The organism is Neobacillus novalis NBRC 102450 (assembly GCF_001591805.1).
Lineage (GTDB): Bacteria > Bacillota > Bacilli > Bacillales > Cytobacillaceae > Neobacillus > Neobacillus novalis.
The window spans coordinates 257369-280384 of the sequence record NZ_BCVP01000015.1; the positions used below are offsets into that span (position 1 = coordinate 257369).

The following is a 23016-nucleotide window of genomic DNA, read 5'->3' on the forward strand; positions in this document are numbered from 1 at the left end:
GAAAATTCATAAGAATATAACAAAAATTGTTTTTACGAATTTTTAATGTATAGGTATTGTTTTTTATTACATTGCAAGGGGAAAAAACTTACCATTACAGAGGAACAAATGATTTAAATTACCGCTTATTATGAAAGCGAAAAATAAATTAAAGAGGTGCATTCATTAATGCTTTATACGATTATCAAAGAGAATTCCTACCAGGATTCAGTTAACCTGATGCTTCTCACCAATAAAATTTCCACTATGGACGGAATTAACAAGGTACAAATCATGATGGGAACTCCGGCCAATAAAGATATCTTCAAAACTGCAGGTCTCCACACTGAAGAGCTTGAAAAAGCTGCTGCTAATGATATGTGTATCGTTGTTGATACAGACTCAGAAGACAAAATTCAAGAAGTTCTTGATGAGGTTGATCAATATTTAAACAATCAAGCAATTGCAGGAAGTAAGGAAGAATTCGAAACAGTACGTACATGGGATAAGGCACTTAAAGCTTTACCAAATGCAAATATTGCACTTATTTCTACTCCAGGTCAATATGCGGCTGAAGAAGCTGAGAAAGCACTTGACAATGACATGCATGTCTTAATCTTTAGTGATAACGTGTCAATCGAAGATGAGCGCCGTATTAAAGAAAAGGCGCATGAAAAAGGCCTACTTGTTATGGGTCCAGACTGTGGTACTGAAATTGTCTCCGGTGTACCGCTTGCATTTGCAAACGTTGTAAAGCAAGGGAATATTGGTATTGTTGGGGCTTCCGGAACTGGTATTCAGGAAGTTTCAGTTCAAATCGACCGTCTTGGCGGCGGTGTTACACATGCGATTGGAACAGGTGGACGTGACCTTTCTGATAAAATTGGTGCGATTACGATGTTAGATGCAATCAAAGGGTTAGCAAACCATAACAAAACAGAAGTCATCACACTTATTTCTAAGCCGCCTGCAAAAGAAGTACGCGATGAAGTTGTTCAATTACTTCAAAGCGTTTCAAAACCAGTTGTTGCTATTTTCCTTGGCGAGGAGCCGCATGCACATGAAGGAAATATGTACTATGCGAACACCCTTGAAGAAACAGCTGCAATCTCTGTAGACCTTGCAAAAGGAAATGCGGTGAAAGCAAACTACTATCAGTACAACCTTGAAGTACCGGCAGTAGACTTAAAGCCTGAACAAAAAACAATCAAAGGTCTTTATTCTGGTGGTACCCTTGGATATGAAGCGGCTACATTAATCAGCAGAGGTCTTGGACTTGGAAAAAGCGAACATCATGAGGATGGTTATCTATTAAAGGCAAATGGCTTTGAAGTAGCTGACCTAGGTGATGATATTTATACACAAGGTAAACCACACCCAATGATTGACCCTAATACAAGAATTGAATTCTTCCAAAAAGCAGCGCAGGATGAGCAAACAGCGATTATCCTATTCGATGTTGTTCTTGGTTACGGTTCACATGAAGATATGGCAGGCGCGTTACTACCTGGTATCGAAAAAATCCAAAAAGCGGCACAGGAAAACGGCAGAAATATTTACTTTGTTGCGACTGTATGTGGAACAGATCAAGATCCGCAAAACATTCAAGAACAAAAAGCAAAGCTTGAAAAAGCTGGGATTATCCTAAGAGACAGTAATAACCAAGCAATTCGTACAGCTTTAGCGATGCTTGATATCAAGGTTGAAGAAGCAGATAAAGAAGTTGTTCCTGCAAAAGGTGAGGCTGCAAAAACTGAAATTACCGTTTCTTCAGCAATTGAAAAATTCCTGAACGAAAAGCCAAGCGTGATTAACGTAGGTCTAAAGAAATTCACAGAATCTATTACAGCTAACGGCGGCAGAGCTGTTCAATTCGACTGGCGTCCAGTAGCCGGTGGTAATGAAAGAATGCGCAAAGTCTTAAGCGTCCTTCGCTAAACCAAAGGCTAAACGAATTTGCACTAACATTGAATTTTCAGGAGGAAAGCATAATGTACGGACAATATAAAACAATTGATGAAGCAAATAGAGCGGTAATCGATCAGGTTGTATCCAGCTCACCATTTTTAGTGGATGTTGTTCCAGCTAAATCTGTGATTAAAGAATTAAATGGAAAAGTATTACTTCATGCAGGACCACCTATCAAATGGGAAAACATGACTAGCCCGATGCAAGGATCTTGTGTAGGAGCGACCCTTTTTGAAGGTTGGGCAGCAAACGCTGACGAAGCATTTGCAATGCTTAAGAATGGCGAAATAGAATTCATTCCATGTCACCATGTTGATGCGGTCGGCCCAATGGGTGGAATCACATCTGGAAGCATGCCTGTTCTTGTTGTAGAAAATCGTAGCGGCGAAAATCGCGCATATTGCACAATGAATGAAGGAATTGGTGCAGTTCTTCGTTTCGGTGCCTATTCTCAGGAAGTAATAAACCGCCTTGGATGGTTTAGAGATGTACTAGGTCCTGTAATTTCTAAAGCACTTAAAGTAAAAGGCGACGGCTTAAACGTGAACGTTGCGATGGCAAAAGCAATTACAATGGGAGATGAGTTCCACCAACGTAATATTGCTGGATCACTTATTTTCCTAAAAGATATTGCTCCATACATTATCCAAACAGATGCAACTGATAAAGATAAGCAAGATGTTATAAAATTCTTAGCTGATACAGACCAATTCTTCTTGAACATTGCGATGGCAACGACGAAAGCAGTAATGGACACAGCTAGAACGATTCAACATGGTACAGTTGTAACAGCAATGTGCCGTAACGGTTACGAATTTGGTATCCGTATTGCTGGTATGGGTGATCAATGGTTTACAGCACCTGTTAATACACCACAAGGTCTATTCTTTACAGGATATGATCAAGACATGGCTTGCCCTGACATGGGTGACAGTGCAATCACTGAAACATTCGGTGTAGGTGGTTTTGCAATGATCGCTGCTCCTGGTGTTACACGTTTCGTAGGTGCTGGCGGTATGGACGATGCAGTTAAAACAAGTAATGAAATGATGGAAATTTGTATCGATCATAACTCAAACTTCTCCATTCCAACTTGGGATTTCAAAGGTTCTTGCCTAGGAATCGATGCAAGAAAAGTTGTTGAAACTGGAATTGAACCAGTAATCAACACTGGTATTGCTCATAAAGAAGCAGGAGTTGGCCAAATCGGTGCAGGTACTGTTCGTGCTCCATTAGCCTGCTTCGAAAAAGCTATTGATGCTTATGCAGTTAAACTTGGTTTAATTGAACCAGCAGCAGAATAAATGAACAAGAGTACTCTTTTTGGAGAGGAATATAGTGATCTAATTCCTCTCCTTCTTTCTAAACAGGGAAATGGTAAGGTTCATAGTATTTTTAAAAATGGCTTTAATATTAAAATGGATGACTCTCTCGTTTTTATTGGCAATAAAAAAAACGGGCTGCTTCCATTTGGGATTCATCTTCTAGAAGAAGACACTTTAAGGGCCGTTTCAGTCGTGAATAACGGAGAAACCGTTTTCTGGAATCCGAGAACGAATTCTTTGGAATTTTCAAGCCTTTCAATCAGCCTAGAAAAGGGTCACCGTTTTAAAAATGAGTTAACCTCTTTAAAAAACAACCGCGTCTTCGAAATCAGTTTTGAAAAACTTCGCTCGCAGTTTAGCACAATGGAAGAATTAACGGGGTTGGATATCAATATCAATCAATTTTTACAAAGGTTTAATGATGTCGGCGAAAAGAAGTGGTTCGCACCTGAATCCTATTTGGTTATGCTGATTGAAGTGGTAATGTCGAGTGACCATTATCTAATTGAGAAAACTCTTAGGTTTTTCCTTGGCAGGGGAAAAGGCCTGACCCCATCAGGTGACGACATGATTGTCGGGATACTAGCTTTTGATGCCACTTCCCATTTTATTTCTTCACTTTTTTACCAACAGCTTTCAGAGCTTCTGGAGAGTGAACCAATTACAACGGATGTGAGCAGGGAATACTTACGGTATGCGATTCGGCATGAATTTGGCTCAACCGTTACCGAGTTGGTGAATTTACTTGCCAGTGGTGATGATTCTACCTTCAATAAGGCCTTTCAGAACTTGCTTGAAGTCGGCCACAGTTCGGGATTGGATACATTATTCGGTATTCTTATCGGGATGCTGGCCTTTAAAAACCCAAATGAACAATAAAATTATATTACAACATTGGAGAGATGCTACATGAGTAAAATTGTCCTAGCTATCGGCGGCAATGCAATTATTAAAGAAGGACAAAAGGGTTCCATTGAAGAACAGCAAACAAATATTAATGAAAGCTGTGAACCTGTACTCGGCTTAATCGAACAGGGACACACTGTTGTTATCACTCATGGCAATGGCCCGCAAGTTGGCAATACGTTAATTAAAACTAAAATGGCTGAATCTGTCGTTCCAGCATATCCTTTAGATGTGTGTGATGCGGAAACTCAAGGTAACTTGGGTTATTTAATCCAGCAGGCATTTAGAAATAAAATGGTTGAGCGTAATATTAATAAAACAGTTGCAACCGTTGTTACACAAGCAATTGTTTCTAAAGATGATCCCGCTTTTGAAACTCCTACTAAACCAATTGGACCATTTTATTCTAAGGAAGAAATGGAAGAAATACTTAAAACTGAAAAGCTAACTTTTATCGAAGACAGCGGTAGAGGATACAGGCGTGTCGTGGCTTCTCCAAAGCCAATCAAAATTGTTGAAAAAGAAGCAATTGAAGCGCTGCTTGAGAAGGACATTACCGTTATTACTGCTGGTGGCGGCGGAATTCCTGTTATCGAAAATAACGGTATGCTTAAAGGTACGGAAGCTGTTATCGATAAAGACTTTGCAAGTGCACTGCTTGCTGCTGAAATCAATGCAGACTATTTATTTATCTTAACAGGTGTGGAACAAGTTGCCATTCATTTTGGCACACCACAGCAACAAAATTTATTAGAAATGACAGCTGATGATGCACTACGCTATATGGATGAAGGTCATTTTCCAAAGGGAAGTATGGGGCCGAAAATTGAGGCAGCTGTTTTATTCCTGCAAAAAGGCGGAAAGAACGTTATCATTACATCGATTGATAAACTTCAGGATGCTCTTCAAGGAAAAACTGGAACACGTATCGTAATGCAAAGTGAAACAGCAGTAACAAATAACTAAACTACTATTTTAGCCCCTGTATGTAAAAAGCATATAGGGGTTTTTAATAATAATGGTCGTCGGAGAGTGAACTTTTTAAGAATGGGGTGAAACCATTTAATGAAGGAGTCAGAAGTACAATTTGCAATGATGAATAAAGGAAAATTCAATTTTGAGGAAGATAAGGACCAGCATGCGCGGCTGAATGCTGTATTAAAAAGTATGTCTGAAGGAATTATCCTAGTTGATAACAATAAAAATATTGTTTACCAAAATGAATTTGTTACTAGTCATCTTTTTCGCGGAATTGGGTCAGATAGCCTTAGAACAGAAGTAGATTTAATTGCTTTCATCCAAAAGGTAAGTGTTTCGAAAAATAATAAAGTGGATGAGTTATTACAATCAGAGGATATAACATTAAAACTGACGCTTGAGTTTGAGAATCAGCTAAAATATATTATGTTGAACAAATTTAGTGTGTATTCTGAAACAGGCTTTATTGGTAATGGCTATTTGCTTCGTGACATTACGAAAGAGGAAGAGATTGACCAGCTAAAGAGCAATTTAATTACGATTGCCAGCCATGAATTTAAGACACCGATTACGAGCATCCGCGGCAGCGTGGAAACACTAATGAGGCAGGATGCGGACTGGGAAGAAGACTTCAAAGTGGAGCTTTTACAGGGAATCCATGAAGATATTTTGCATCTGCAGGATTTAATTTCTGTCTGGTTCGATATCAAGAAAATCGAAATGGGAACCATGTCTTTAAATAAGGGTTATTTTCCTATTTCACAGTTGATTTCCAATACCTTAGATCAGCTGCCCCGCGAAATAGGTAATAAGGTTCGGTATGACCAAAGTAATAGTTCACAGATTCCATTGCTTTATGGTGATAAAAAGCGTCTTCAACAAGTACTGCTAAATTTAATTATGAACGGACTTGTGCACAATGACTTACCTGAGAAACAGGTTTTATTAACTGTGGAGGCCGGGCCTCATGATGTATTTATTCATGTTAAGGATAACGGAATTGGGATTTCAAAGGAACTTTGCAAAAAAATCTTTGATCGTTTCTATAGGGTCGACAATTCACCGCAGCGGAAAACGGGAGGAACGGGCCTCGGTCTATCGATTTGCCTTGGATTAATGAAAGAGCATAATGGTGATATACTAGTCGAAAGTGAACCCGGAAAGGGAAGTATTTTTACGATGAAGCTCCCGATTAACGAGGAAGACCTAGGAGGTATTTATGAATCATAAAATTGCAATCGTAGATGACGAACCAAAAATTGTCCGATTCATAAAGGCGAATTTACTTTCTCTTGGATATAAAGTAGCAACGTTTTCAGATGGTGAACAGTTTCTTGATCATTTTGATCTGCATGAACTTGATTTAGTACTGCTTGATGTTATGATGCCGAACATGGATGGGTTCACGGTTCTTGAAAGACTGCGGAAATTTTCAAACGTTCCGGTCATTATCTTAACAGCACGCAGTAATTCTAACGATTTGGTGGAAGGCTTTGAACTTGGGGCCGATGATTATTTAACTAAGCCATTTTCGCTTGAAGAATTATTTGCCAGAGTGAAAGCCGTTTTACGTAGGTCCTCCCATTTGGAGCAGACAGTTCATGAGGATAAGAAGATTACTATTGGCAGGATTCATATAAATCTTGCACAAAAACGTGTGTTTGTGGATGAAAAAGAAATGCGCTTTACCAATACGGAATATTTGATTTTAGAGCATCTTACCATTCATGCCGACAAAATTGTCAGTCATGAACAAATTCTCGTGTCAGTTTGGGGAGCTGAGTACCGAGATGAAGTGGAGTACCTGCGTGTAGCGATAGCAAGAATTCGGAAAAAGCTGAAGGATGCTGGCTGCAAGGATATATCTAAAATTATTCGTACCTATCCTGGTATTGGATACTCCCTTTTAACAACGGAAAGGTAAACAAGACGGTGCCGTCGTCTTGTTTACCTTTTTTTTGTTTAGGAAACTATAGATTTATTTCTGCATGAAACTAAAACTTAAATGGCTTTTCCAAGAAATGCTGTGAGCATCCATACATGCTTTTCTAATCCGGAATGAATCGCGAGCAGCATATCTCCTGTTGTTTCATCATTCATATTAGCAGCAATGCTCATTCCTTCCTTTAATTCGCCAATGATAATGGAGAAATCATTGATAACGGATTGAACCATTTCATCAGCTGATTCCGCACCTAACGCTTCTTGAAGAGATGAACCTTCAAGGCATTCCTTCATGGTCGCCACAGGTTTGCCGCCGATTGCCAGCAAGCGTTCTGCTAATTCATCGACATGTAAACCAGCCTCGTTATAAAATTCCTCAAATTTAACGTGCAGTGTGAAGAACTGAGCGCCTTTCACATACCAATGGTAGTTATGTAACTTCATATACATAAGAGACCAGTTGGCAATTTGCTTGTTAAGTACACTTACTAATGCATTTTCCATAAATAAAATCCTCCTTCAATTTGTCCTCCTTATATTATTCCAAAGATTTAGCTGAAATTCTGTATGAAATGGGGGAATTTGTTGTCAATTTGGTGAAGATTTCGATGTAGCTGTCGCTTATTTTTATTACACCCATGAAACACAATGTAATAATTGTACCTTAACTATCCACGTGTGTAACTTTTAGGAAAAAAGCAACAAATGGTTATTACTACCAATTGATAGGGAAATGCCTTCATGATGGGCGCTAGTTTAGTTGATTTATACTTACCATTTTTTGGGCGATGAATAAGAGTGTTACAACTGATAGCCTTAGTAGTAGGAAAACAAGATAACAAATTGGAGGTAATAAAATGAATAAACTTAAAAAACTAGTGATTGCAACGGGGTTAATCCTATCAATGTCAGCATTAACGTTAAACGGAACGACTGAAGCAGCAACGACTACTCATAAGGTGAAATCAGGTGAGACGTATTGGAAAATTGCTTCCAAATTCGGTGTTCCAGTTAATAGTTTAATGAAAGCAAACAATGCAGCTAGCAGTGCACTTAATATTGGTCAAAATCTAGTAATCCCAAATTCTACTGTTACTTCAGCAGAAAAAGACTTGATGGCACGTCTTGTCCATGCTGAGGCTAAAGGCGAACCATATGCAGGGAAAGTAGCAGTTGCTACCGTCATTCTTAACCGTGTAGCAAGTAAAGATTTTCCGAATACGATAAACGGTGTTATCTATGAAAAGTCTAACGGCTATTATGCTTTTACACCCGTTCAAAATGGCGCGATTAACCAGCCGGCTGATGCCGCGTCGAAACAAGCGGTAAATGAAGCATTGGCATTTAAAGGCCAAGGCAACGGCTCATTATTCTTCTTTAATCCAAAAACAGCCGTAAGTAAATGGATTTTTTCTCGTGAAGTAACGGTAACAATCGGAAACCACCGTTTCGCGAAATAATACTATTAGCATGCCAAGAAAATAAAAATTTACACAAAAAAGCAGTGAAATCCTAGCCTACGGATTTTACTGCTTTTTTTATTTTTAAAAATTTAAAAAATTCCGAACGAAGTGGTAGAATAAGGTAGATAGGATTTTAGGGGGAGGGAATGGATAAAGTGGTCAGCACCCTTAAAATAGGTCTTAGAACAAGTACTAGAATAAACGGGACATTATTTAAGTATGTATTTATAAAGGGGGGAAAGAGAATAACATGGACATTGTAAAGAAGAACTACCAAATCTATCCGATGTATCTAAACGGTGAGTGGATTGGAAATGATTATGAAGTATTTACCGAAGTCATCAATCCGGCAACAAAGAAAGTCGTCGGTGCTGTGCCGACAGGTGGTGCATATGAGGCGGAACAGGCAGTTGACGCCGCTCATAAGGCCTTCAAAATCTGGTCGAAAAAAACAGCCGACGAGCGCTATCAACTTCTCATGAAGTGGTACCATTTAATAGAAGAAAGCAAGCATGAAATTGCTCGGATTATGACGATTGAGCAAGGGAAGCCATTAAAGGAGGCACTAGGAGAGGTCCAGTATGCGAATGGCTTTATTTCCTGGTATGCAGAAGAAGGCAAACGGATTTACGGGGAAACGATTCCGGCTTCTCACCCGAATAAGAGAATTTTAGTACGGAAGGAACCAGTCGGGGTTATTGCGGCCATAACACCATGGAACTTCCCGGCGGCAATGATCGCAAGGAAGGTAGCTCCTGCGCTTGCTGCCGGGTGTACCGCCGTTGTAAAACCGGCAAACCAAACACCGCTTACGGCCTTGAAAATGGTTGAGCTTGCCCATGAGGCTGGAATTCCCGCCGGTGTGTTAAACGTGATTACCGGAAGATCATCAGAAATTGGCGAGGTGTGGCTGAAGGATCCACGGGTGACGAAGATTACCTTTACAGGTTCAACAGAGGTTGGAAAAACATTGATGCGCGGTGCAGCCGAAAATGTAAAAAAGGTATCACTAGAGCTGGGCGGGAATGCCCCGTTTATCGTGATGGATGATGCCAATTTAGCAAGTGCCGCTGTTGGGCTCGTTCAATCAAAATTCCGCAACGCAGGTCAAACCTGTATTTGTACAAATCGGGTTTACGTCCAAGAAGGGGTAGTCGAGCCATTTATTAAACTGTTCCAAGCAGAATTAGAAAAGCTTAAGGTAGGTAATGGGCTGGAAGAGGATACGGATATCGGTCCATTAATTGATAAGGCTGCCTATAAAAAGGTAGACGGCCTTGTTAAAGATGCCGTGAAAAAGGGTGGAAAAGTAACTTACAGCGGCCTTAAGCCTGCTGATGCAAACGGCTATTTCTATGCCCCAACGATTTTAACTGATATTCACGATGAAATGGAATGTATGAAGGATGAAATCTTTGGCCCGCTTGCTCCCATAGCAACCTTTAAAACAGAAGAGGAGGTCATTGAACGGGCGAACGATTCTTGTTACGGGCTTGCTGCCTACGTGTATACGGAAAATTTAAGTCGTTCTTTTAGAATCACAGAGCAGCTGGAGTATGGAATCATTGGCTTGAATGATGCCCTTCCATCAGTCGTTCAAGCACCATTCGGCGGCTATAAAGAGAGCGGCCTCGGCCGTGAAGGCGGACATTACGGAATCGAAGAGTTTTTAGAAGTGAAATATATCTCGATTGGATTAGATCTTTGAAAACTTATCCTTTCGAGAGGCGGTAAACCAAACAAATTGTGAACTTGAATCACGAGAACTAAATAAAGCCGTTCCGTTGAAGTGACCCCCTTGAGTTGGACTAATAAATCCAGCTTAGGGGGTTTTTTATCGTAATTAAAATGGATGTGTCATTTGTACCCCAAATATATGGTAAGCATTTCTGAAATTTTTGTCGTTTTACCCAGTTATATCCATTAAATGTCGTGAGTTTCGTAAAATGTGTAGTAAGTTGCTAAAAATATGTCGTAAATGCCTAAATATATGTCATTAATGCCACCAATTTGGTCGTAAGTAATGATAAATCTGCTTTTCAAACAAATATACTTCAATTAGATTGTCCTACTGTGTTACGATAACGTATAAAAGCAGACTAGGAAAGAGGGGATGGACGATGATTAAGACAATTTTGTTTGACGTAGATGGAGTACTTTTAAGCGAAGAGCATTATTTTGATGCATCTGCCTTAACGGTTTGGGAGCTGCTGAATAGCTGTAATTACTTAGCATTAGCACCTGAAAAGTTTAAGACGGACCATAATGAAGCCGAAATTAAGGCTATAAGGGAACAGGTATTTGAGGGGGACAAAGTTCTCAAATTATTAAAATCGCGCGGCTTAAACGCCAACTGGGACATGATCTACCTATCATTCAGTCATCAACTAATCCACCTCCTATCGCAAATTGAGGATACTGAATTTGAAAAAATTAACAAATGGTGTCAGGCACCAATAAATCGTGAAACATTATTAGAGATTGGCAGGGTGTTGAGTAATTATCCGGTAAAGATGGATTTTAGTTTGTTTGTGGCGGATTTTGAGCGCTCACAGGCGATGAAGCAGGAATTGCTGGGGTATTTGAATGAGCTTGCACGAGAGAAGCTTGGGGTGGAAACAGCTATCTTCTTAAAGGGGGAGCTGTGGTCCATTTGTGAACATGTTTCACAGGAGTGGTATGTTGGCGATGAAAATGTCCTTGCTTCCACTGGAAGACCTTCTGTACAGACAGGTAAAAATGGTTTCCTAGCAAACGAAACAACATTAGCTCCGAGGGAGGAGATCGATGAGCTATTTCAAATTCTAACTAGCGCTGGATTCACGATTGGAATCGGAACAGGCCGGCCGGCTCTTGAAACGATTCAGCCTTTTCGGCATTTAGATTGGTTGAAGCATTTTGATGAGAATAGGATCGTGACCGCTGATGAGGTGTTGGAAGCGGAAAAGGGGCTTCCTGAATGGAAATCCTTATCGAAGCCGCATCCGTATACCTACATAATGGGTCTTAAAGGTAAAAAGGCATCCGTGAAGGAATGCCTAGATACCGTGCTTCCAATTGAAAACGGTGATGAGGTTCTTGTTGTCGGCGACTCTTTGGCCGACCTACTAGCAGCGAGACAAATGGGTTGTAAGTTTGCCGCTGTATTAACAGGCCTGTCTGGAAAAGATGCGCGAAGTGAATTTGAACAATATGAGGCGGATTATATTCTTGATTCCGTGCTTGATTTGAAAGGTATTTTATAAAAAAAGGACAGTTTGATTTTTTTAGCCACCTTGAAAGTGATTATTTACGGAAAAATTCCATCAATTCGATAATAATCGGCGTTTATTGAGGAATTTAGGCGTTCTATCAGCGGGAATTCGAAGTTTATCAATGAATCTTCAAGTTCAATGAGCGAATTTTCCCGTTCAATGGGCGAATTTTCAGGTTCAATGAGCGAATTTACGGGTTCAACGAGCGAATCATAAAATCGTGGAATATCATCGAACTTTCTGAGCGAATCCAAGCACTCTATCGGCGAATTTTCAGGTTCAATCGGCGAATTCAAGCATTCTATCAGCGAATTTTCAGGTTCAATCGGCGAATTCAAGCATTCTATCAGCGAATCATAATTACCGCGCTACCTACTGGAAAAAGAAGAGGGATCGCAATCCCTCTTTCCACTGACTAAATACTTTCCACTATTTCAAACTCCGGCTCCACACGCCCAGGTTCAAACGTATCCACATTTGTTAACTCCAATAAATGTGCTTCATCTAGCCCATCAATTAACGTTAGTTCACCGATGACATCCGCGCCCATGGTTTTATCGAGTGTTAATACCATGATGGCCTCACCGCCAACCTCGGTCCGCCCTACCTGCATCGTACCAATATTTATTCCATAATCGCCTAACAACGATCCAACCTTGCCAATCATCCCCGGTACATCGCGGTGCTTTATATATAACAGGTATTTTTCCGGTTTCACATCAATTCGGTACTGGTTAATTTTTAAAATTCGCGCGCCGTAACCATTTAAGACAGTTGCACCAATCCGTGCTGTTTCCAGACCATTAGAGACACAAAGCTCCATATAATTTGCAAAACCTTTATTCGTAGCATTTTTCGCAACATTATAGGAAACTCCCTGCTCTTTCAAGAGATGAAGCACATTAATCAGATTGACAGAATCACTTAAATGATAGGATAGTACGCCTTTCAACAGCGTACGTGTAAGCAATTCCGTATCCTCATCAATTAAATCGCCATAATAATTGATTTCAATTTTAGCAGGGGCCTGCTTGTTTAATAACTGAATCACGAGCTGCCCCATTTGGTCTCCAAGCAGTAAATAGGGCTGGAGCTTTGCCTGAGTTTCCCCGGACATTTGCGGCATATTGACCGCATTCTGAATCGACTGTGTTTCAAAAATCTCGATAATTTCAGCACTTACCTCTTGAGCGACTTTTTCCTGTGCCTCAATTGTTGAAGCTCCAAGATGCGGCGTCACAATGATATTTGGGTTTTGCAGTAATTCTACATCTGCAACCGGTTCTTTTTCAAAAACATCGAGTGCGGCCCCTGCTACATGCCCAGACTTAATTGCTCTAACTAACGCTTTCTCGTCAATCACACCGCCGCGGGCACAATTGACAAAACGGACACCTTTTTTCGTTTTTCGCAAATAATCATCATTCACAAGTCCACGTGTATCATTGGTCAGCGGCGTATGAATCGTAATAAAATCGGATTCCGCAGCGATTAAATCAAGACTTGCTTTTGTGAACCCCAATTTTTTCGCCCGCTCCTCCGTTAAGTATGGGTCAAACCCTAATATGTTCATGCCGAAGCTCTTAGCCCGTTTCGCAACCTCAGTGCCAATCTTCCCCATTCCGATGACACCGAGCGTTTTTTTATACAGCTCCACACCCTTGAAAGAATTGCGGTCCCATTCACCAGCTGCCGTTTTTTGATGGGCTTGAGGAATTTTTCGTGCTAATGACAGCATCATTGCTAAAGTATGCTCGGTAGCAGCAATCGTATTAGCTCCGGGTGCATTAATAACGATGATCCCTTTGCGGGTTGCCGCATTGACATCGATATTATCGACACCAACACCGGCACGGGCAATAACACGGAGTCGGCCAGCAGTTTCAAGCAGTTCCACGGTTACCTTTGTTTGACTTCTTACGATCAGGGCGTCGTAATCGCCAATAATGTTTTTCAACTCTGCAACAGGAAGAGTTGGCTGCCGTTCAACAATAAAATGTGGATGTTCAATTAAACTGACCAATCCTGTATGGCTAATTCCGTCGGTTACCAGTACTTTATACATGTTCCATCCAAACCTCCTCAGCTCTTTTCACCGCAATACCTAACACATCTTTTCCTTCTAAAAATTTCAAGGTCATTTCAATGCTTCCTAATACTTTTATGACATCAAACGGCGTACAATACCCCATATGGCCGATTCGGAAAATTTCACCCTTCAATTTCTTTTGACCGCCGCCAACTGTAATCGCAAATTTATCTTTAAGCAATTTTTTTATTTGTTTAGATGGTTCATCAATTGTTCTAACAGCTGTAACAGTCGGTGATGCATCTTCATCAGATGTTAATAGCGGTATTTCAATCGCCTTTAAGCCTTCCCGAACCATCTCTTTTAAAAGCAAATGCCGTTTAATTACATTTTCAAAGCCTTCTTCTTCTAACATGCGGCAAACCTCTTGGGCACCGTAAATGAGTGACACGGCAGGTGTAAATGGGGTAGATTTGTCAGTTTCATAGGATGCTAGATAGCGGTTTAAATCGAGATAAAACCGTTTCGCCTTACAGTTGCGAATCACTTCTCTGGCCGTATCATTCATCGCAACGAACGCTAATCCTGGGGGAAGCATGAGCGCTTTTTGTGAGCCGGAAACAAGAATATCGATATTCCATCCCTTCATATCTACAGGAACAGCGCCGATACAGCTTACACCATCAACAATATAAAGGGCATTGGTTACTTTCTTAACAACCTCACCTAAATCTTTTATCGGATTAAGAACCCCTGTTGACGTTTCACAATAGGTAGCAAAAACTGCTTTTATCTCTTTTGGAATCGACTGCAAAAATTCCTCCAGCTGCTCAGGTTTACACGCCGCCCCCCATTCAATATTTAAGCGGTGAACATTAGCGCCAAAGGTTTCGCAAATCGAAGCAAACCGGTCTCCGAAAGCCCCGGCAACCACCACCACTATCTCATCATTTTCTTCAATCACATTAGCGGCCGCTGCTTCTAATGCGGAAGTGCCGCTACCAGCGAGAACGGTAACAGGATTTTCCGAACCAAACACAGGCATAAGGCGGGTTGCAACATCTTCAAGTAATGTAGGGAATTCTTGGCTGCGGTGGGCAATCATTGGCTGATTCATCGCCGCTTTCACACGATCAGGAATCGGCGTTGGACCAGGGGCGAATAAGTATTGCTGATCAAGTAACATCGAAAACATCCTTTCAAATTTTTGTTTGGCATTAGTGCCGAAGAACCTTGGAACTTTTACTCTTAAAATAAAAAACGTCCCTCATAACAGGCAGAATAATCCTGTTATGAGGGACGTGAATAAACGCGTGGTGCCACCCTCTTTTGCCGCAAGAAAAATACATGCAGCCTTAAGAAAATAACGGTTTTAACCGGGCTAGCCTACTTCAAGCTTTCAGCTGCCAGTTCAGAAGGGCTGGGCTGTATGCAATCAGAATCTATATCTCTGAACTCTGATTACTGTCTGGCTTCAGCGCCCAGCGACTAGTGTACTTCGCGTTCCTCCCTACGATAAGTCAACATCGAATCGCTAACGCTCTTCGTGTTTCCTTTATCTCAGTCGGATCGCTCCAGTCCATACGTCGCTAAACGGGCGCTTCCGCTTTTCTTTAAGAAATTGCACCGGTTCGCAGCAGCCACCGGCTCTCTGAAGCATTTTCTTAATGCCGTCTTCATCATCACTTTTCATCCATATCATAACCCAAGTTGATTGAAATTTCAAAAATTAACTAAATATAGGGACTATTCTACAACGATACCTTCAGTATTGTAAAGGGATAAAGCAGAAAAATTTTCATTTTAAAAAGTGAAAATATCTACATCAAAATAGTATTCCAGCTATGACACGATAGTAAGCGATTACATAGTAATTAAAGAAAACAAAGCTATTGTAAAAATATTCAGAGAATCATATAATGTCTACAACAGAAAAACATTTGTGCGTCACAGGTGGACAAATGCAGGAGGGGAAACGAGTGAAAGCCATCTCAATTGGGTTATTAGGTTTAGGCACAGTTGGTTCAGGGGTTGTCAAAATTATCAAAAATCACCAGGATAAATTAATCCACCAAGTGGGTTGTCCGGTTGTCATCAAAAAAATCCTTGTTCAGGATTTACATAAGGATAGACCGGTTGAAATCGAAACTGGACTATTAACATCAAACGCCGACGAAATTCTGCGTGATAAAGAAATAGATGTGGTTATCGAGGTAATGGGCGGAGTAGAGGAAACAAAAGACTATTTGATCAGTGCCCTCCGGCAAGGAAAGCATGTAGTAACTGCGAATAAGGATTTGATGGCCCTGCACGGTTCAGAGCTGTTAACGGTTGCTTCCGAACATGGCTGTGACCTTTTTTATGAAGCAAGTGTGGCCGGAGGTATTCCTATCTTACGAGGCCTTGTTGATGGGCTTGCATCCGATCGAATCACTCAAATGATGGGAATTGTAAATGGAACAACGAATTATATCTTAACGAAAATGAGTGATGAAGGCCGCTCCTATGATGAAGTCCTTAAAGAAGCCCAGGATCTTGGGTTTGCCGAAGCTGACCCAACTTCAGATGTCGAAGGTTTAGATGCCGCCCGCAAAATGACGATACTGGCGACATTAGGTTTTTCGATGCACATTGATTTAGATGACGTGAAGGTATGCGGTATTTCCAGCATTACGGAAGAGGATTTACGGTATGGAAAACAATTAGGCTATACCATGAAACTAATTGGCTATGCTCATCGTGAAGGTGAAAAAGTCGAGGTAAGTGTCGCACCTACCTTTTTGTCTAATAATCATCCGCTTGCCTCTGTGCAAAACGAATACAACGCTGTTTACGTCTATGGTGAGGCAGTCGGAGAAACGATGTTTTATGGTCCTGGCGCCGGAAGCCTGCCGACAGCAACAGCAGTTGTTTCCGACCTTGTAGGCGTTATGAAAAACTTAAGATTAGGTGTAAATGGCCGCAGCGCCGTCACACCGCAATATCCAAAGCTGTTAAAGGACAATGAAGAACAGTTCTCAAAATATTTCTTGCGGATTCACGTACAGGATGAGGTTGGCGTTTTTGCGGATATTACCGCCATTTTTGCAAAATACGGCGTAAGCTTTGAAAAAATACTTCAGCTGCCAATTAAGAAAAATGAAACATCGGAAATCGTCTTAGTTACGCACAAAGCTTCGCTCACCAATTACGATAAAATTTTACTAGAGTTATATGATTTAAAGGCAGTAAAGGAAGTAAAAAGTGCGTATAGAGTGGTGAGGAAATCGTTATGAGATGGCCGGGATTACTAGAAGCTTATAAAGAGTATTTACCAATCAACAATCAGACTCCAAAACTTACATTGAATGAAGGAAATACCCCGTTAATAAAGCTCGAACGACTGTCTCGAGAATGGGATGTCAAGCTTTATGTGAAAATGGAAGGGGCGAATCCGACTGGTTCCTTTAAAGACCGGGGAATGGTCATGGCTGTTGCCAAGGCAGTGGAAGAAGGCAGTAAAACGGTCATCTGTGCCTCAACTGGGAACACTTCTGCTGCCGCTGCTGCCTACGCGGCGCGGGCAGGCTTAAACTGTATCATCGTCATTCCTGAAGGAAAAATTGCCCTCGGCAAACTTGCCCAGGCGATGATGTATGGGGCGGAAATCATCTCAATTGAAGGAAATTTTGACCAAGCGCTGAAGATGGTGCGAAATATTAGTGGGGAGGAACCAATTACACTCGTCAATTCCGTGAATCCATTCAGGTTAGAAGGGCAAAAAACAGCGGCCTTTGAGGTATGCGATCAGCTTGGTGATGCTCCAGATATTTTAGCGATTCCAGTTGGGAACGCCGGAAATATCAGTGCTTATTGGAAAGGATTTAAAGAATACGCCAATAAAAAGGAGACTGGCTTACCGCGGATGTTTGGTTTTGAGGCTGCAGGTGCCGCCGCACTTGTTCATAACCGTGTCTTTGAAAACCCAGAAACGATTGCCACAGCGATTCGAATCGGAAACCCGGCAAGTTGGGATTTAGCTATATCCGCTGTTCAGGAATCCAATGGTCTTTTTGATGAAGTCAGTGACGAAGAAATTGTCGCTGCCTATAAAAAGTTAGCCACCTCTGAAGGTGTTTTTGCTGAACCGGCTTCTTGTGCCTCCATCGCAGGTGTTTATAAAAGTATCCAAACTGGAAAAATTGATAAAGGAACGAAGATTGTAGCAGTACTTACCGGGAATGGCTTGAAGGACCCGGATACGGCGATAGAAAGCAGTCTCGTTAAGCCGGTCCGATTGCCAAATGATGAAAGGGCAGTGACCGAACATATTCGAGGAGTTGTCCGTGGATGACTCTAAAAGACCGTTTTGTTATCAAAGTACCTGCGAGTACGGCAAATCTTGGGCCGGGCTTTGATTCGATTGGACTTGCCCTTGATTTGTATTTAACTTTGGAAGTGGAGAAAAATGATAAGTGGGAATGTTTTTCTTTAAGTGAGGAACTGAAGGATCTTCCAACTAATGAGGAGCATTTTATCTGCCAGGTTGCGATTAAGACAGCAGCAACCTATTCCGTTGAATTACCCCCGTGTAAAATTAACATCAACAGTGATATCCCGTTAGCACGAGGGCTTGGTTCAAGTGCAGCCGCGATTATCGCCGGGATTGAGCTTGCAGACGTTGTTGGCGGCTTAAGTTTAACCAAGGAGGAAAAGCTCCTCCTTGCTACCAAGATGGAGGGCCATCCAGATAATGTGGGTGCCTCTCTCTATGGTGGACTAGTGGTTGGGTGTTATCAGCAAAACGAAGTGGATATGCTGTCATTCACGAATCTTCCTATAGAGATAGTTGTAGTCATTCCGCAAGAAATTCTATTGACGAAGGAATCACGAGACGTTTTGCCAGCTGCCTATTCTCGTCGTGATGCTGTCCAAGCTTCGTCTACTGCTAATCTTATGATCGCAGCCCTATTAAGTCAAAACTGGTCTCTGGCAGGAAAAATGATGGAACAAGACATTTTCCACCAGCCTTACCGAAAACCGCTGATTCACTCCTTTCATGATATTGAAAAAACAGCTAAATCCAATGGTGCTTTCGGAGTGGCCTTGAGTGGTGCCGGACCGACCGTTATTTGCTTTACCGAAAAAGGAAATGGAAGGCAGCTGTCACTAGATTTACAAGCCGTTTTTCTGGAAATGACTGTGAAACCTCTCCATATCGATTATTTTGGAAGCAAGGTAAAAGTAGTTGAAGTTTATTAATCGAGAAAAGGGCAGCCACTGGCCGCCCTTTTTCTATTGACCAGCTCCAGGAAGAACGTTCCATATTTCTTGGAAAATATCGCCTATTTGTTTTCTCCAAACTCGTATACATATCGCTTTTTTATGATAAAATAATGTAAATATTGTGAAAATGGAGAGGGGGGATTAAGAATTGAAACTGCCGATTATTCAAACAAAGCTGCGGATTCCAGCCGTGAAGGAGGACTTTATCAGAAGAGCACAGCTTACCCGGAAACTAAAGAAGATTCCGGATTATCCGCTGACAATCATTCATTCTGGAGCAGGCTATGGAAAAAGTACGGCACTTGCCCTCTTTATGAGGGACGAAAAAATCCCGGGCTGCTGGTACTCCATTTCGTCGATGGATGATGACATCCTTCCTTTTCTCTCCTATATTATCCATTCCATCCGCCCTGTTCTACCTGATTTCGGCGAGGAATTAACTGCCTATATTGACACGATGGACCGTTATATCCGCGATGAGGAATTGAGTGTATTATCTTCCCTTTTTATCAATGAAATCCTCGCAATCAATTCCGAGATTACCTTGATTCTGGATGACTTTCATCAAATAGAACATTCTTATACAATTAACAACTGGATGGAAAAATTGCTTGAACACATCCCCGCCAATTTACATATTGTCCTTTCGAGCCGCAGCCGCCCGGGCTGGAAGTATCTGACGAAGATGAAGGTTTGTGGTCAGTTATTAGAAATTTCAAGAGAAGACTTAGTCCTTACGATAGAAGAAATGGAGCTGCTGTTAACCGATCTTTATCGATTAGAAGTCGAGCCCGAGCATTTACAAACGATTTACGAGATGACAGAGGGCTGGGTTATCGCCTTATGCATGATTGCCCAGCAAATCCCGCTAAAAAAGGACATTACTGAGCTTTTTGAGCATTCCTCAAACTCACTTCAAGATTTTTTTCAGTATTTAGTGATGGAGGTTTTTTCAAAACAGCCGCCAATGATCCAGCAGTTCCTTGAACAAACGTCGATTTTTGAAGAAATCGAGGAAGAAATCTGTGATGAAGTCATTGGCCTTCATGGAGCCTCGGGATTGCTTGAGCAATTGAAAGACCGGAATTTATTTATCCAAAAGGTTGGGATGAAGCAATATCGTTATCATGCCTTATTTAAAGACTTTCTTGAAAATATTTTTCAAAAAAATAACCCGAATCATTATGCGGTTCTCCACGAAAAATGTGCCCGTTTTTATGAAAAAAGACAATTGTGGGAGGAGGCCCTTCATCATTATAAAAAAATCAATCACTATCAAGCGATTGCTTCCATCTTACAAGAGAACGGCTTAAGGCTGCTTGAAAGTGGAAAATTGGCGAGCCTGCATGATCAATTAACGATTCTTCCAGAAGCGGAGATGGAATCGTACTACCTTCTTTGGTATTTAAAAGCGGAAATTCATCGCTACCGTTCCCAATACCAAGAGGCAGAGGATTATTATGAAAAGGCCTTTATTGGTGCAGAAAAAAAGCAAGACGCCCTTGGAATGAGTATGGCACTGGAAGGGAAAGCGAAGATTTATTTAGATACGATTCAGCCGCATCATGCCGAAAAGCTTTTATATGAGGCGATTGCCTACAGGGAAAAATGTCAGAGTTCGGATGAAGAAAGAGGTAAACTCTATCAATTGCTATCTGAGAATCTGCTAAACTTAGGAAAAGCATCAGAGGCTGAAAAATGGATTCAAAAAACAAAAGCAGTTCATTATGATGGAAATTTAGAAGCAAGATTGTATTTAAGAACCGGCCGATTTAAGGAAGCCAAGAAAGTCCTTTACAAAGAAGAGTTGAATGGAACGATCGTTACCTCGCTGCCGCAGGCCCATCGTGAAACCGATTTATTACTTTCCTTAATCGAAGCCTTTACTGGCGAGGGAGTAAAAGCGAAAGAGCTTGCCCAGCAGGCCATTCAACAAGGAATAGGCAGTAAAGCCCCATTTGTCGAGGCGTGCGGCTGGATCCGTATGGGTCATGCTGTGCAGATTTTAAATAAATATGAAACTCATTTAGCCGAAAACTGCTATCAAACAGCGTTAGAAATCATGGACCAGCTGGGTGTCGATAGAGGAAAGGCCGAGCCGTTAATGGGACTTTGTATTTTATACGGAACAAGGGGAGAACTGGAACGGGCATTGGAGGCGGGAAAGAATGCACTTCAAGAGACAGAAAAGGTTCATGACGTTTGGCTGTCAGCCTTAATCACGCTTTGCATGGGGATTACCTGCATTTATAATGAACGGCTGCCGATGGCGTTTGAATACTTGGAAAAAACGGATTCCCTATTCCAGCAGTGCAAGGATTCCTTTGGTCAAATGCTCAGCAAGTTTTGGTTGTCATATCTTTTTTATCTTGAGAAAAAGCAAGACTTATATAATCATACAATCGATGAATTTTTAACACTTGTGCAAATTCATGAATACGAATTCTTTTTTCATAAAAGATCCGTATTTAGCCCAAGGGATTTACAAGTGTTTGTGCCATTATTACTTGAGTGTATGAAAGCGGAAATCCAAACTCCATTTGTCACGAAAACCTTACAGAATCTCGGGGTTAGCACATTTGACGCCCATCCCGGGTATTCGATTCGCGTTCAAACATTTGGTCAATTTCGGCTTTGGCTTGGTGAGAAAGAGGTTGGAGAAAAGGAATGGCAAAGAGAAAAGGCGAAGGAATTATTTCAGTTATTCATTACCACAAATGAGCAAATCGCCAAAGATGAAATGATACAAATCCTTTGGCCCTATCAAGATAAAAAAAGTGCTGACCGTGATTTCAAAGTGGCCTTAAATAGTCTTCTGCAAGTAATAGAACCAATGAGGAAAGCGAGAGCAGCCCCGTTTTTCATCATTCGAGACGGAATGTTCTATGGGTTAAATCCGCATGCCATGATTGAAGTGGATACAACACATTTTCAGGCGCTTATTCAAGACGGCTTAAATGAAAGGGATAACGAAAAGATTATTTATTTCCTTGAAAGAGGATTGAGCCTTTATCAAGGCGACTATTTGCCTGACCGCCGTTATGACGATTGGTGTATCAGTAAAAGGGAGAGCCTGCTCGTTTATTTTTTACGTGGTGCTGAGAAAATGGCGCAATTAATGGTTCGCCGCGAAAACTACGAAGCGGCTATTTACTGGTGTGAAAAAATTCTTGAACGCGACCGCACATGGGAAGAAGCCTATCGCTTACTAATGTACTGTTACTATCGAAAAAACAATCGTCCCCAAGCGATGAAATGGTATCAAAAATGTACAGAGGTGTTAGAGGAAGAACTGGGCGTAACCCCATTAGAACCGACAAAACATATGTACCATATGATTATTGAATCAGAGAACATTTTAAATCCGATTGAGCAGCCTTAGAAATGAGAAAAGATTTACTTACCTAGAAGATGCCCTTGGACCTGTTGCTAAGGAAGTAGCTGAAGGAACGCCGTCTTATAGTGTGAAGTTCGAAGGGCCACAAATTAACATAGGGCTTGGAACAGGAAAAGCATTAGATATATTTAATAATAATATTATTGAATACAATCTTATAAGAAGGTGATAAGAATGAATAATCAAGAAAGAGAATTAATTGAGAACCACATGTTTAAATCTATAACCAAGGAAAAATTGTTAAAAGGCTTTAATGTTGAAATTGAATTGATGCCAAAATATTTTAATGAACTATTACATGTTGCATATAATGAAAAGAATGCAGATGATCTGGAGTTATTAATACATCTTGGGTTTGTATTTGAGTCATTTTTAAAGGATTCTGTTGATATTTTATGTAAACTTTTAGAAGAAACATGGCATATACAACACGAAAATATTGCCAGTGCTTTCCAATGGCTAGAGTCTCCTGGAGCTATTGAATCTCTATACAAAGCGGCATTAACCA

The 23016-nt window shown here is 41.0% G+C and carries 19 protein-coding genes; 15 read left to right on the plus strand and 4 right to left on the minus strand.

Translation table 11 applies throughout. From position 1 onward, the window contains the following. Positions 1–168 precede the first annotated feature (168 nt). The 6 genes from fdrA to BANVL01_RS13360 all read left to right on the plus strand — a co-directional run bounded on the left by fdrA (position 169) and on the right by BANVL01_RS13360 (position 7080). Positions 169–1917 carry an acyl-CoA synthetase FdrA gene (fdrA, locus tag BANVL01_RS13335; RefSeq protein WP_066091233.1) on the plus strand — a complete coding sequence of 583 codons (1749 nt, stop codon included), beginning with the start codon at positions 169–171 and terminating at the stop codon, positions 1915–1917. Between the two features lie 53 nt (positions 1918–1970). Next, positions 1971–3251 carry a YlbE family protein gene (locus BANVL01_RS13340; protein WP_066091231.1) on the plus strand — a complete coding sequence of 427 codons (1281 nt, stop codon included), beginning with the start codon at positions 1971–1973 and terminating at the stop codon, positions 3249–3251. Beyond that, complete coding sequence (locus tag BANVL01_RS13345) at positions 3252–4151, plus strand: oxamate carbamoyltransferase subunit AllH family protein (RefSeq protein ID WP_066091229.1); 900 nt, start codon at positions 3252–3254, stop codon at positions 4149–4151. 30 nt (positions 4152–4181) lie between these two features. Next, a complete protein-coding gene (gene arcC, locus BANVL01_RS13350) occupies positions 4182–5144 on the plus strand; it encodes a carbamate kinase (RefSeq protein ID WP_066091227.1) in 963 nt (320 codons plus the stop codon). 99 nt (positions 5145–5243) lie between these two features. Then, complete coding sequence (locus BANVL01_RS13355) at positions 5244–6386, plus strand: sensor histidine kinase (RefSeq protein WP_066091226.1); 1143 nt, start codon at positions 5244–5246, stop codon at positions 6384–6386. Further along, the gene (locus tag BANVL01_RS13360) at positions 6376–7080 is read left to right on the plus strand and encodes a response regulator transcription factor (protein ID WP_066091224.1); all 705 of its coding nucleotides are present in this window, start codon (positions 6376–6378) and stop codon (positions 7078–7080) included. Before BANVL01_RS13355 ends, BANVL01_RS13360 begins: the two co-directional genes overlap by 11 nt. 77 nt (positions 7081–7157) lie before the next feature. On the opposite strand, the gene BANVL01_RS13365 is transcribed toward BANVL01_RS13360, so the two are convergent. Further along, positions 7158–7604, minus strand: a complete 447-nt coding sequence (locus tag BANVL01_RS13365; protein ID WP_066091223.1) for a Dps family protein — start codon at positions 7602–7604, stop codon at positions 7158–7160. Between the two features lie 353 nt (positions 7605–7957). On the opposite strand from BANVL01_RS13365, the gene BANVL01_RS13370 reads away from it, so the two are divergent. The 3 genes from BANVL01_RS13370 to BANVL01_RS13380 all read left to right on the plus strand — a co-directional run bounded on the left by BANVL01_RS13370 (position 7958) and on the right by BANVL01_RS13380 (position 11808). Further along, positions 7958–8560: a cell wall hydrolase gene (locus BANVL01_RS13370; protein WP_066091221.1), complete on the plus strand. Its 603-nt coding sequence runs from the start codon at positions 7958–7960 to the stop codon at positions 8558–8560. Positions 8561–8849: 289 nt separating this feature from the next. Beyond that, positions 8850–10271, plus strand: coding sequence for an NAD-dependent succinate-semialdehyde dehydrogenase (locus BANVL01_RS13375; RefSeq protein ID WP_156482293.1), 1422 nt, complete (start codon positions 8850–8852; stop codon positions 10269–10271). Positions 10272–10683: 412 nt separating this feature from the next. Continuing rightward, positions 10684–11808, plus strand: a complete 1125-nt coding sequence (locus BANVL01_RS13380; RefSeq protein WP_066091217.1) for an HAD family hydrolase — start codon at positions 10684–10686, stop codon at positions 11806–11808. 44 nt (positions 11809–11852) lie between these two features. Here BANVL01_RS13380 and BANVL01_RS27800 read toward each other — a convergent pair whose 3' ends face one another. From BANVL01_RS27800 to BANVL01_RS13395, 3 genes are all read right to left on the minus strand, one after another. Beyond that, positions 11853–12155: a hypothetical protein gene (locus tag BANVL01_RS27800; RefSeq protein ID WP_066091216.1), complete on the minus strand. Its 303-nt coding sequence runs from the start codon at positions 12153–12155 to the stop codon at positions 11853–11855. 77 nt (positions 12156–12232) lie between these two features. Further along, positions 12233–13882, minus strand: a complete 1650-nt coding sequence (gene serA, locus BANVL01_RS13390) for a phosphoglycerate dehydrogenase (RefSeq protein ID WP_066091215.1) — start codon at positions 13880–13882, stop codon at positions 12233–12235. Further along, positions 13875–15032, minus strand: a complete 1158-nt coding sequence (locus BANVL01_RS13395) for a pyridoxal-phosphate-dependent aminotransferase family protein (RefSeq protein WP_066091213.1) — start codon at positions 15030–15032, stop codon at positions 13875–13877. Before BANVL01_RS13395 ends, serA begins: the two co-directional genes overlap by 8 nt. Positions 15033–15825: 793 nt before the next feature. Here BANVL01_RS13395 and BANVL01_RS13400 point away from each other — a divergent pair. The 6 genes from BANVL01_RS13400 to BANVL01_RS13420 form a co-directional block, all read left to right on the plus strand. Continuing rightward, the gene (locus BANVL01_RS13400) at positions 15826–17121 is read left to right on the plus strand and encodes a homoserine dehydrogenase (RefSeq protein ID WP_156482286.1); all 1296 of its coding nucleotides are present in this window, start codon (positions 15826–15828) and stop codon (positions 17119–17121) included. Then, complete coding sequence (gene thrC, locus BANVL01_RS13405) at positions 17118–18179, plus strand: threonine synthase (protein WP_066091209.1); 1062 nt, start codon at positions 17118–17120, stop codon at positions 18177–18179. The genes BANVL01_RS13400 and thrC overlap by 4 nt, the downstream gene beginning before the upstream one ends. Then, complete coding sequence (gene thrB, locus BANVL01_RS13410) at positions 18176–19087, plus strand: homoserine kinase (RefSeq protein WP_066091207.1); 912 nt, start codon at positions 18176–18178, stop codon at positions 19085–19087. The genes thrC and thrB overlap by 4 nt, the downstream gene beginning before the upstream one ends. Before the next feature lie 172 nt (positions 19088–19259). After that, positions 19260–22493 (plus strand): winged helix-turn-helix domain-containing protein, encoded by a 3234-nt coding sequence (locus tag BANVL01_RS13415; RefSeq protein ID WP_066091206.1) that lies wholly within the window; start codon positions 19260–19262, stop codon positions 22491–22493. Then, entirely contained in the window at positions 22480–22677 is a 198-nt protein-coding gene (locus BANVL01_RS27805) for a hypothetical protein (RefSeq protein WP_156487452.1), read from the plus strand. Before BANVL01_RS13415 ends, BANVL01_RS27805 begins: the two co-directional genes overlap by 14 nt. A 5-nt stretch (positions 22678–22682) precedes the next feature. Further along, on the plus strand, positions 22683–23016 hold a 334-nt coding region (locus tag BANVL01_RS13420), incomplete at its 3' end, for a hypothetical protein (protein WP_218010663.1).

What these genes read in the sequence shown, in the direction of transcription:
- BANVL01_RS13355 (WP_066091226.1), top strand. Translation starts at nt 5,244, where the DNA reads ATGAAGGAGTCAGAAGTACAATTTGCAATGATGAATAAAGGAAAATTC.
- serA (WP_066091215.1), bottom strand. Translation starts at nt 13,882, where the DNA reads ATGTATAAAGTACTGGTAACCGACGGAATTAGCCATACAGGATTGGTC.
- thrB (WP_066091207.1), top strand. Translation starts at nt 18,176, where the DNA reads ATGACTCTAAAAGACCGTTTTGTTATCAAAGTACCTGCGAGTACGGCA.
- BANVL01_RS13360 (WP_066091224.1), top strand. Translation starts at nt 6,376, where the DNA reads ATGAATCATAAAATTGCAATCGTAGATGACGAACCAAAAATTGTCCGA.
- arcC (WP_066091227.1), top strand. Translation starts at nt 4,182, where the DNA reads ATGAGTAAAATTGTCCTAGCTATCGGCGGCAATGCAATTATTAAAGAA.
- thrC (WP_066091209.1), top strand. Translation starts at nt 17,118, where the DNA reads ATGAGATGGCCGGGATTACTAGAAGCTTATAAAGAGTATTTACCAATC.
- BANVL01_RS13340 (WP_066091231.1), top strand. Translation starts at nt 1,971, where the DNA reads ATGTACGGACAATATAAAACAATTGATGAAGCAAATAGAGCGGTAATC.
- BANVL01_RS13365 (WP_066091223.1), bottom strand. Translation starts at nt 7,604, where the DNA reads ATGGAAAATGCATTAGTAAGTGTACTTAACAAGCAAATTGCCAACTGG.
- BANVL01_RS13375 (WP_156482293.1), top strand. Translation starts at nt 8,850, where the DNA reads ATGTATCTAAACGGTGAGTGGATTGGAAATGATTATGAAGTATTTACC.
- BANVL01_RS13345 (WP_066091229.1), top strand. Translation starts at nt 3,252, where the DNA reads ATGAACAAGAGTACTCTTTTTGGAGAGGAATATAGTGATCTAATTCCT.
- fdrA (WP_066091233.1), top strand. Translation starts at nt 169, where the DNA reads ATGCTTTATACGATTATCAAAGAGAATTCCTACCAGGATTCAGTTAAC.
- BANVL01_RS13370 (WP_066091221.1), top strand. Translation starts at nt 7,958, where the DNA reads ATGAATAAACTTAAAAAACTAGTGATTGCAACGGGGTTAATCCTATCA.
- BANVL01_RS13380 (WP_066091217.1), top strand. Translation starts at nt 10,684, where the DNA reads ATGATTAAGACAATTTTGTTTGACGTAGATGGAGTACTTTTAAGCGAA.
- BANVL01_RS13395 (WP_066091213.1), bottom strand. Translation starts at nt 15,032, where the DNA reads ATGTTACTTGATCAGCAATACTTATTCGCCCCTGGTCCAACGCCGATT.